This is a genomic window from Kitasatospora sp. NPDC058162 (assembly GCF_042884005.1).
Lineage (GTDB): Bacteria > Actinomycetota > Actinomycetes > Streptomycetales > Streptomycetaceae > Kitasatospora.
This window is the reverse complement of record NZ_JBHVUS010000044.1, coordinates 64,653-74,633: the sequence shown is the minus strand read 5'-3', so window position 1 is coordinate 74,633 and position 9,981 is coordinate 64,653. Positions and strand designations below refer to the sequence as shown.

The 9,981-nt window shown below is 74.1% G+C and carries 7 protein-coding genes and 2 tRNA genes; 2 read left to right on the top strand and 7 right to left on the bottom strand.

Annotated features, from left to right (window positions below; genetic code table 11):
* Positions 1 to 60 precede the first annotated feature (60 nt).
* Positions 61 to 2,454: a transglycosylase domain-containing protein gene (locus ACFVXG_RS41100; protein ID WP_387935496.1), complete on the bottom strand. Its 2,394-nt coding sequence runs from the start codon at positions 2,452 to 2,454 to the stop codon at positions 61 to 63.
* Positions 2,455 to 2,676: 222 nt separating this feature from the next.
* Positions 2,677 to 2,750: transfer RNA gene (locus ACFVXG_RS41095), tRNA-Lys, on the bottom strand.
* Between the two features lie 230 nt (positions 2,751 to 2,980).
* On the opposite strand from ACFVXG_RS41095, the gene ACFVXG_RS41090 reads away from it, so the two are divergent.
* Positions 2,981 to 3,832: a DUF998 domain-containing protein gene (locus tag ACFVXG_RS41090; protein WP_387935508.1), complete on the top strand. Its 852-nt coding sequence runs from the start codon at positions 2,981 to 2,983 to the stop codon at positions 3,830 to 3,832.
* The gene (locus ACFVXG_RS41085) at positions 3,829 to 4,704 is read left to right on the top strand and encodes an alpha/beta fold hydrolase (RefSeq protein WP_387935495.1); all 876 of its coding nucleotides are present in this window, start codon (positions 3,829 to 3,831) and stop codon (positions 4,702 to 4,704) included. Before ACFVXG_RS41090 ends, ACFVXG_RS41085 begins: the two co-directional genes overlap by 4 nt.
* A 90-nt stretch (positions 4,705 to 4,794) precedes the next feature.
* Here the strand turns inward: ACFVXG_RS41085 and ACFVXG_RS41080 are convergent, their stop codons facing one another.
* From ACFVXG_RS41080 to ACFVXG_RS41060, 5 genes are all read right to left on the bottom strand, one after another.
* Positions 4,795 to 5,460 carry a GPP34 family phosphoprotein gene (locus ACFVXG_RS41080; RefSeq protein ID WP_387935493.1) on the bottom strand — a complete coding sequence of 222 codons (666 nt, stop codon included), beginning with the start codon at positions 5,458 to 5,460 and terminating at the stop codon, positions 4,795 to 4,797.
* A 72-nt stretch (positions 5,461 to 5,532) separates the two neighbouring features.
* A tRNA-Lys gene (locus ACFVXG_RS41075) sits at positions 5,533 to 5,606 on the bottom strand.
* Between the two features lie 84 nt (positions 5,607 to 5,690).
* Complete coding sequence (locus ACFVXG_RS41070; protein WP_387935491.1) at positions 5,691 to 7,820, bottom strand: dipeptide ABC transporter ATP-binding protein; 2,130 nt, start codon at positions 7,818 to 7,820, stop codon at positions 5,691 to 5,693.
* Positions 7,817 to 8,788, bottom strand: a complete 972-nt coding sequence (locus tag ACFVXG_RS41065; RefSeq protein WP_387935489.1) for an ABC transporter permease — start codon at positions 8,786 to 8,788, stop codon at positions 7,817 to 7,819. Before ACFVXG_RS41065 ends, ACFVXG_RS41070 begins: the two co-directional genes overlap by 4 nt.
* Before the next feature lie 16 nt (positions 8,789 to 8,804).
* Positions 8,805 to 9,785 carry an ABC transporter permease gene (locus ACFVXG_RS41060; RefSeq protein ID WP_387935487.1) on the bottom strand — a complete coding sequence of 327 codons (981 nt, stop codon included), beginning with the start codon at positions 9,783 to 9,785 and terminating at the stop codon, positions 8,805 to 8,807.
* Between the last annotated feature and the right edge of the window lie 196 nt (positions 9,786 to 9,981).

The window sequence follows — 9,981 nt, the reverse complement described above, 5'->3', positions numbered from 1 at the left end:
AACCCGAGGTCAGTGGTCCGGCCGACGGCCGACGTGGGTGGTCGGAGGCCCGGGCGGCGATCAGCCCCCGGCGCCCGCCCCCGTGAGCCCGCCCGTCCCGCCGGTGGGCTGGGTGGTGGGCTGGCTCGTGGGGTCGGTGGTGGGCTGGGTGGTCGGCGTCGGCTTGGGGGTCGGCCGGGTGGTGGGCCGCGTGGTGGGCTGGGTGGTCGGCTGGTCGGTCGGGGCCGTGGTCGGGCCGGTGCCCGACCCGCCGGAGCCGGAGCCGGAACCGGAACCCGTGCCCGAGCCGCTGCCGGAGCTGTCGCCCTGCTGGTTGCCCGCGCCGGTGGTCGGCGTGGCGCTGCCGGTCGACGGGGTGCTGCTCGGCGTGCTCGGCGGGGCCGTCGGCAGGTCGCCGGCGCCGGAGTCGCCGCCGTCCGCCGGGGTCGGGAAGTCGCTCACCGGCTGGCCCTTGAGCGCGGCCTTCATGTAGGCCGTCCAGATCTGCGCCGGGAACTGGCCGCCCGCCGCGCCGTCGATCCCGCCGACGCCGCTCAGGCTGACCTGGGCGCCGGTGCCCGGGTCCTGGCCGAACAGCGCCACCGAGGTGACCAGCTCGGGGGTGTAGCCGACGAACCAGACGGACTTCTGGTCGTCGGTGGTACCGGTCTTGCCCGCGACCGGGCGGCCGAGGGCCTTCGCCCGGAAGCCGGTGCCGCCCGGGTCGCTCACCACGCCCTGGAGCATCGAGGTGACCTGGTTGGCGGTGTCGGAGCTGATCGCCTGGGTGGTCTTGTGCGCGGGCAGCTGCACGGCCTCGCCGGCGCGGTCCACCGACTGCACCAGCCACGGGGTGGTCTGCTTGCCGCCGTTGTCCAGGGTGGCGTACACGCCGGCCATGTCGAGCACGCTCGGGGTGGCCGCACCCAGCGGGATGGACGGCACCGGGTCCAGACCCGGGGTGTTGGCGGGCAGGCCCAGCGCGACGCCGGTGTCCTTGACCTTCTGCAGCCCGGTGTCCTGGGCGAGCTGGGCGAACACCGAGTTCACCGACTTGTCGATGGCCTGCTGCAGGGTGATCTGGCCGTAGCTGACGTCGCCCTCGTTCGGCGGCGCGTACGGGGTGCCCTTGCCGCCGCGGACCTTGCGGCCGCTGGTGCCGTCGTAGACGGTGCGCGGGGTGACGGTCCGGCCGTCCTGGGTCTTGGCGTTGTTCTCGAAGGCGGCGGCCAGCGCGATCGCCTTGAAGGTCGAACCGGCCTGGTAGTCGCGCCGGGTCGCGTTGTCGACGTAGTGCTTCACGTAGTCGACGCCGCCGTACAGGGCGACGACCGCACCGGTCTTCGGGTCGACGGAGACGGCGCCGGCCTGGGCGGCCGCGTCCTTCTTCCGCTTGTCCGGGTTCAGGGTGTCGTGCAGCTGCGCCTGGACGGAGTCCTGGAGGGCCTGCTGGCGGGCCGGGTCGATGCTCAGCTTGATCGTGTAGCCGCCCTTGGCCAGCTCGGTCTCGCTGATGACGTTGTTCGAGGTCAGGTACTGGGTGGCCGCGTCGACCAGGTAGCCGGACTGGCCGGACAGGCCCGGGTTCGGCTGCGGGTCCTTGACGTCGGGGAAGGCGGTCTTGGCCCGCTCGTCGGCGCCGAGCCAGCCCTCCTTGACCATGCCGTCCATGACGTAGTTCCAGCGGTTGACGGCGTTCTGCTTGCCCGCCGGGGTCGCGGTGGCCACGTCGTAGGCGCTCGGGGCGTTCAGCAGGGTGGCCAGGTAGGCGCCCTGGGCTGCGCTGAGCGCGGAGGCGTCGACGCCGAAGTAGGCCTGGGCGGCGGCCTGGATGCCGTAGGCGCCGCGGCCGTAGTAGGAGGTGTTCAGGTAGCCGGAGAGGACGTCGTCCTTGCTCTCGGTGGCGTCCACCTTGATGGCGATGAAGAGTTCCTTCACCTTACGGGTGATGGACTGCTTCTGGTCCAGGTACGTGTTCTTCACGTACTGCTGGGTGATGGTGGAGCCGCCCTGGGTGCCCTCGCCCTTGGCGGTGTTGAGGGCGGCCCGGACCAGGCCCTGCACGTTGACGGCGCCCTCGTTGTAGAAGTTGCGGTCCTCGGCGGCCAGCGCCGCGTGCTGGGCGGCGGGGGAGACCTTGTCCAGGCCGACGTTCTGCCGGTTGGTCTGGCCGGTGCGGGTGATCACCGAGCCGTCGGAGTAGAGCCAGGTGTTGCTCTGCGCGGTCGCGGCGGCGTGCGCGTCGGGGACCTTCACCAGCGCGACCCCCAGCGCGAACAGGCCGACGCCGAGCAGCAGCGCCGCGGCGAAGCCGAGCAGCGTCATCCGCCAGGTGGGTATCAGCCGGCGCCAGCCGGTGCGCTTGGGCCGGCGCGGCTTCTTGCCGCCCGGTGTGGTGGGGGTGGAGCGCTTGAGCCGCTTGACCGGCCGGAGACCGATCGGCGGCCGACCGCCGCTCTGGGCGTTTCGGAACAAGGCGCGGCCTTTCCTGCGGGCGGACCGGGCCAGCCTGCACAGACGGGGACATCGGCGGTTAGGGACCTTTGTCCCGATTCCGGTTTACTGCCCTGGACGAGCCGGGCGGGCCCCATGGCTCCACCGGAACGGCAATCGAGACCGACATCACACATAAAACGGACATCGAGGGCAAAAAATCAGGGAGCCCCTCGCTGCTGCGAGAGGCTCCCCAACTGTCTGTGCGCCGCCAGGGACTCGAACCCCGGACCCGCTGATTAAGAGTCAGCTGCTCTAACCAACTGAGCTAGCGGCGCCTGCTGACCTGGAAAACAATACACGGTTCCGAGGGGTGCCCCGCACCACCCGGGCTCCGCCCGGCGCTCAGGGTGCCCGTTTCCTCCCGGTTGGGGCGGAGTTCCCGCCCGGTTAGGGTGGAAACGTGCCCAGCCCCCCGCCCGGACACCCCCGCCCGCGAGCCCACCCCCGCCGCCTCCGGCCCCACCCCCGGCCACGGCCCGGGCGCGCGCGGACGACGGTCGCCGCGCTGCTGCTGCTCAGCGCCGTGGCCTACACCGCGTGGGTGCTGGAGGTCGTGCTGAGCACCGGGCTCGACCCGGTGCAGGCGTACATCAGCGAGCTCGCCGCCGAGGACCAGCCGCTGGGCGGCCTCTTCCGCGCCACCGACCTCGCCGCCGGGCTCTGCGTGCTCGCCGCCGCCGTCACCGCCCTCGCCACCGGGCAGGCCCGGAACCCCGCGGCCGCCGGCCTGACCCCTGCGGCCCCCGGTCGGAACCCCACCACCCCCGGCCGGAACCGCTGGGCCCTGGTCGGCTGGTCCGCCCTGGCCCTGTTCGGCGCCGCCACCGCCGCCGACTCCCGACTGCCGCTGAGCTGCGCCCCCACCAGCGACGAGATGTGCGCCGCCCGGGAGACCGCGGGGCTGGTCCCCGCCACCCACACCGCGCACGCTGTCACCAGCAGCCTCGCCATGCTCGGCGCGCTCACCGGACTGGTCGCGCTCACCGTCGCCGCCCGCCGGCACCAGCAGTGGCCGGCGGTGCGTCGGCTCGGGCCCTGGCTGCTCGGCGCCGAACTGCTCGCCACCGGCTGGAGCCTCGGCGCGATCGCCGCCTTCCAAGCCGGTCGCGGCACCTGGGCGCTCGGCGCCGGGCAGCGGCTCCAGGTGCTCCTGGTCGCGATCTGGCTGGCCGTCCTGGCCGTGGCCGTCGCCCGCTCCGCCGGCCCGGCTGAGCGAGGCGCCCCGCGTACGGCTGAGCGAGCCGCCCCGCGTACGGCTGAGCGAGGCGCCCCGCGTACGACGGACAGCCACGACCGGCACCGGGCGGATGCCGGGGGGACCCCGGGCGGCCCCGCCGCCGACCGGAGGCCGGCGTGAGCACCCCCGCCGTACGGGCGCGCTTCCTGCGCATCGACGGCGTCCCGCTGCACGTCCGCACCGAGGGCAGCGGCCCGCTCTGCCTGCTCACCGGCGGCCTCGGCAGCAGCTGGTTCGACTGGGACCTGGTCGTCCCGTTCCTCACCCCGTACCGCACCGTCGTCCGCTTCGACCGGCCCGGTTACGGGCTCAGCGCCGCCGAGCCCGCCGCCGGGCGGCGGCCCGCCCCGACGGTGGCGGGCGAGGCCGAGCGGATCCGCGCGGTGCTGGACGGCCTCGGGCTGGGCGCGCCCTGCACCGTGGTCGGCCACTCGCTCGCGGGCTTCCACGTGGAGGCCTTCGCCCGGTTGCACCCCGAGCGGACGGCCGGGCTGGTGCTGGTCGACGGCAGCGTCGAAGCGGCCGCCCGCCCGTACCCGGCACCGGCCGCGCGGGACCTGGCGGCCAGGGCGGTGGCGGGCGCCGCGACCGCCCTGGCCGTGCCGTACCTGCTCGGCCCGACCGCCCGCCGGGTGACCGCCCGGCTGTCCACCGTCCGTCGCGAGGACCTGGCCCCGGCTCCGCTGGTCCGGCACTGCTACCGCACCGGACGGGCCCTGCGCGCGCTGCTCCGGGAGAACGGGCGCTACCTCGACATGGCCGCCGAGCTGGACGGGCTGCGCCGCACCCGGCCGCTGCCCGAGGACCTGCCGATCACCGTGCTGGCCGCCGACGACGGCTGCCGGACCGGTCGCACCGAGACCTGGCTGGCCGAGCAGCGGGGGCTCGCGACGCTGCTCGGGGCGGACTACCGGACCACGGCACCGGCCGGGCACCTGGTGATGTTCGACCGCCCGGACGCGGTGGCCTCCGCCGTCCTCGACACCCGCTGACGGTGCCGGACGGCCGGCCCCGGTCCGGCCCCCAGCCTGGACCCTCGGTCTGCCCCCAGCCCGGACCCTCGGTCTGCCCCCGGTCCGGGCTCAGTCGCCGGACTTCCGTTCGATCACGTGCCGGACCGCGCGACAGACGGGCAGGTCCCGGGCCAGCCGCCCGGCGGCGCGCCTGACCGGGGCGCCCTCCCGCCCGGGGTAGCGGCGGCGTTCCAGCCCGGCGACGTCGATCAGGCCGGCCAGCTGCCGGTCGCGCTCCGCGGTCGGCCGGGCGGCGCCGCCGTCGGGCGCCAGCAGGGTGGCCGCGACCCGGTCGGAGATCTGCCGGGCGAGGTCGGGTCGCTGCGCGGGGTAGCGCTTCCTCGGCAGACCGAGGAAGCGTTTCTCCTCGACGGCGTAGTAGCCCCGGGCCACCAGCCGGTCGAGGTAGTGGCCGTACCCGGGGCGCTCCGGGATCCACTGGACCGCCTCGGGCAGCCAGGGCCGGAAGCGGCTCTTGCCCTTGGCCTCCAGCCGGTGCAGCACCCCGGCCGAGACCTGGTCGAAGGCGCCGAACGGCTGGTAGCCGGTGATCCGGGCGCTGCCGAAGCGGTGCACCTCGACGGAGATCGCGCCGGTCAGGACCAGTTCGGCGAGCACGGCGCCCGCGATCACCTGGTTCAGGTGGAGGGACGGGCTCAGGAACCGGCCGCGCGCCGGGTCGGCGCAGAGCAGCAGCAGTTCCTCGGGCAGCGGTAAGGCGTCGTGCGGGGCCATGGACGGAAGGTATCCGAGCACCGGAAACGCCGGAAGGCCCTTCGCTCTCGCGAAGGGCCTTCCGGCTGTCTGTGCGCCGCCAGGGACTCGAACCCCGGACCCGCTGATTAAGAGTCAGCTGCTCTAACCAACTGAGCTAGCGGCGCTTGCTGACGTGGAAGACAGTACACGCCGGCAGCCCCATCCGCCGAATCGTATTCGGCCGGTCACCACGAGTGACCACACTGCCGTCACCCCGGGTGGTGGCAGGCGGCCCGGTGGTCACCCGCCGCCTCAGGAATGACACCCGCCCGGTCGCCGTCGAGGGTCGGCCGCTCCTGCTCGCAGCGCGCCCGGGCCGTCGCGTCCGCGAGCCCGGCGTAGAGCGGGCAGCGGGTGCGGAACGGGCAGCCGGTGCGGCGTTCGGTGGGGGAGGGCGGGTCCCCGGCCAGCAGGATGCGGTCGCGGGCGCGTTCGGCGGCGGGGTCCGGCAGCGGTACGGCGGAGAGCAGGGCGCGGGTGTACGGGTGGCGGGGCCGGTCGAAGACGTCGGCGACCGCGCCCTGCTCGACCGTCCGTCCGAGGTACATCACGCTGACCCGGTCGGCGAGGTGCCGGATCACCGAGAGGTCGTGCGAGACGAACAGGTAGGACAGTCCGAGTTCGGCCTTGAGCGACTGCAGCAGGTTGAGCACCCCGGCCTGGATCGAGACGTCCAGGGCGGAGACCGGTTCGTCCAGCACCAGCAGCTTGGGCCGGACGGCGAGCGCCCGGGCGATGGAGACGCGCTGGCGCTGCCCGCCGGAGAACTGGTGCGGGTAGCGGACCGCGTGGTCCGGGTCGAGGCCGACCTGGCGGAGCAGTTCGGGCACCCGGCGGGCGATCTCCTCGCGCGGGGCGTGCCGGGCGCGCAGCGGCTCGGCGACGATGTCGCCGATCGGCATCCGGGGGTCGAGGCTGGCCATCGGGTCCTGGAAGACGATCTGCAGTTCGGCCCGGAGCCGCTGGGCCTCGGCCCGGGTGAGCCGGGCGGTGTCGTGGCCGAGCAGTTCGATCCGGCCGGTCTGCGGGGCGCCCAGGCTCAGCAGTTCGAACAGGGTGGTGGACTTGCCCGAGCCGGACTCCCCGACCAGGCCGAGGGTCTCGCCCTCCCGCAGGTCCAGGTCGACGCCGTCCACCGCGTAGACCTCGCCGACCTTCCGCTTGAACACCGTGCCCTTGAGCAGCGGGAACGTCTTCCCGAGCCCGCTCACCGAGAGCACCTGCGGCCGGCCGGAGCGGTCTCCGGCGGCAGGGCCCGGCGGCAGTTCCGGCACCGGGTACACCTCGCTCGGCGCGGGCCGCCGCTCGGCCAGCTCCGCCGACCGCACGCACGCGGCCAGATGGCCGCCCGCGCCCGCCGACCCGGTCTCCGCGCCCGCCGGCCCGCCCGCCGACCCGCCGTCCGCGCCCGTCAGCTCGGGCTCCGCCGCCGAGCAGCGCTCCTCCGCGAGCGGGCAGCGCGCGGCGAACGGGCAGCCCGGCGGCAGTTCGGCCATCGGGGCCGGGCTGCCGGGGATCGGCACCAGCGGGCCGCCGCGTCCGTCCAGCCGGGGCAGCGCGCCGATCAGTCCGAGGGTGTACGGGTGGCGCGGGGCCGCGAACAGCTCGTCCACCCCGGCGGTCTCGACGACCCGCCCCGCGTACATCACGGCGACCCGGTCGGCCGCCCCGGCGATCACCCCGAGGTCGTGGCTGACCAGGACGAGCGCCGCGCCGGTCTCCTCCCGGGCGGTGCGCAGCACGTCGAGCACCTGGGCCTGGATGGTGACGTCCAGCGCGGTGGTCGGTTCGTCGGCGAGCAGGATGTCGGGCTGGTTGGCGATGGCCATGGCGATCATCGCGCGCTGGCGCATGCCGCCGGAGAACTCGTGGGGGAAGCTGTCCAGGGCCCGGTCGGGCGTCGGGATGCCGACCAGGTCGAGGAGTTCGGCGGCCCGGCGGCGGGCGGTGGCCCGGTCGACCGGCTGGTGGATCCGGACGGCTTCGGCGATCTGGTCGCCGATCCGGTAGACCGGGGTGAACGCGGACAGCGGGTCCTGGAACACCATGGCGACCCGGCGGCCGCGGATCGCGGCGAGTTCCTTCCCGGGCAGGCCGACCAGTTCCCGGCCGTCCAGCCGCACCGAGCCGTCGACCCGGGCGGTGCCCGGCAGCAGCCCGAGCACGGACAGCGCGGTGACGGACTTCCCGGAGCCGGACTCGCCGACGATGCCGAGGGTCTCGCCGCGGTGCAGGGTGAGGTCCACCCCGCGCACGGCGGGCACCGGTCCGTCCGGGCCGGCGAAGTCCACCCGCAGGTCCCGGACGGCGAGCAGCGGGGTCTCGACGGCGGTGGTCACTTCTGCTTCCTCCGAAGGCGGCGGGTGCGGCGGGGTGAGTTCCCGGCGGTGGGGTCGAGGGCGTCGCGCAGCCCGTCGCCGACCAGGTTGACGGCGAGCACGAAGAGCACCAGCAGCCCGGCCGCGAAGTAGAACATCCAGGGGAACACCGGGGCCTCGGAGGTGCCGGCGGCGAGCAGGGTGCCGAGCGAGACGTCCGGCGGCCGGACGCCGAAGCCGAAGTAGGAGAGCGCGGTCTCGCTCATCACCGCGCCGCCGACCGCGATGGTGGCGTCGACGATGAGGAAGGAGGCGACGTTCGGCAGGATGTGCCGGCTGATGATCCGCAGCGGCCGGACGCCCATGAACCGTGCGGCGCGGACGAATTCGCGCTCGCGCAGGGAGACGGTCATCGAGCGGACCACCCGGGCGGTGATCATCCAGTTGAACAGGGCGAGCAGCAGCACGAAGGCGATCCAGCCGCTGCTGCGCAGCCGGGGCGAGACCACGGTGATGATCAGGAAGCTGGGGAAGACCAGCATCAGGTCGACCAGGAACATCAGCATCCGGTCGGTCCAGCCGCCGAAGTAGCCGGCGCAGGCGCCGACCAGGGAGGCCAGCGCGGTGGAGAAGAGCGCCACCAGCAGGCCGATGATCAGCGATTTCTGCAGTCCGCGGACGGTCTGGGCGAACACGTCCTGGCCGACCCCGTTGGTGCCGAACCAGTGGGCGCCGGAGGGGGGTTGGTGCAGCGCGGTGAAGTCGGGGGCGGCGTAGTCCCAGGGCGTCAGGTACGGGCCGCCGAAGGCGAGCGCGAACAGCAGCAGGATCAGCACGGCTCCGGCCACGGCGCCGCGGGCGGCGAGCAGCCGGGCCAGCACGAGCCGGCCCCGGCCGGTGGCCCGCGGCCGCTCGGCGGGGGCCGGGGCGGAGGCGGGGTCGGGCGCGGGTTCGGGGGTCGGGGTGTCAGCGGCAGCGGCGACGGTCATCTCGGCTCACCTCCGGTCAGGACCGCACGCGCGGGTCGAGGGCGGCGTGCAGGGTGTCGGCGAGGAAACCGGAGGCGAGGACGACGACGGCGGTGAACAGGTTGATCGCCACCACGGAGTTGACGTCCTGTTCGTTGATCGACTGGATCAGCCACTCGCCCATGCCGTGCCAGCCGAAGATCGTCTCGGTGAAGATCGCGCCGGTGAAGATGCCCAGGAAGCTGTAGGCGAACATCGTCGACATGGGGATCACGGCGGTGCGCAGCCCGTGCTTGAGCAGGGCGCGGCGCCGGGTGAGGCCCTTGGCCTCGGCGGTGCGCAGGTAGTCGGAGCCGAGCACGTCGAGCATGGTGCCGCGCTGGTAGCGGCTGTAGGTGGCGAGGCCGCCGAGGGCGAGCGAGACGGTGGGCAGCAGCAGGTGCAGGGCCCAGTCGGCGAGGTGGGTGCCGAGGCCGCCGGCCAGTCCGGGGGTCTCGTAGCCGGTGAACGGGACGACCTCGTGGCCGGCCGCGTCCTTGGCGGCGATCGCGCCGTTCTTGAGGAAGAGCGCGACCAGGAAGACCGGGGTGGAGAGCAGCACGAAGGACACCACGGTGAGCAGCCGGTCGGAGATCCGGTACTGGCGCACGGCGCTCCAGGCCCCGGCGGCGACGCCGAGGACGGTGCCGAGCAGGCTGCCGATCAGCAGCAGTCGCAGCGAGACCCAGACCCGGCGGCCGAAGTCGTCGGTGACCGGGGTGTCGTGGATGGTCCGGCCGAGGTCGCCGTGGAGCAGTCCGCCGGCCCAGTGGCCGAAGCGTTCGACGACCGGGGTGTGGTCGTTCAGGTTGAGCGCGGTGAGCTGGCGTTCCACCGAGGCCGCGGACGGGCGCGGCACCTTGGCGTCGAAGTAGGTGCGCGGCTGCAGGGCGGTCGCGGATATCGCGTAGGCCAGGAACACGGCGGCGATCAGCAGCGCCGCGTAGTAGCTCAGCCGCTTCGACAGGTAGCGGAGCATCAGCGGCCGCCCGGGGTGGGGGCGGGGGCGACGCGTCTGGTGGGCATCGGCGGGTGGCCTTCGGTCGGGGCCCGGTCAGGGCGTCAGATGGCAGGGAGGGGGCGGCAGTTGGCGAACCCGCAGGTCGCAGTGTGGCACCGGGGTGCGGCCGTGATGTTGCGGCGGGATTGCCCTGTGTGACTTTTTGATCAGGCGT

Coding starts and splice junctions, on each gene's coding strand:
- ACFVXG_RS41080 (WP_387935493.1), bottom strand. CDS start 5,460: ATGGCCCCGCACGACGCCTTACCGCTGCCCGAGGAACTGCTGCTGCTC.
- ACFVXG_RS41065 (WP_387935489.1), bottom strand. CDS start 8,788: ATGACCGTCGCCGCTGCCGCTGACACCCCGACCCCCGAACCCGCGCCC.
- ACFVXG_RS41060 (WP_387935487.1), bottom strand. CDS start 9,785: ATGCTCCGCTACCTGTCGAAGCGGCTGAGCTACTACGCGGCGCTGCTG.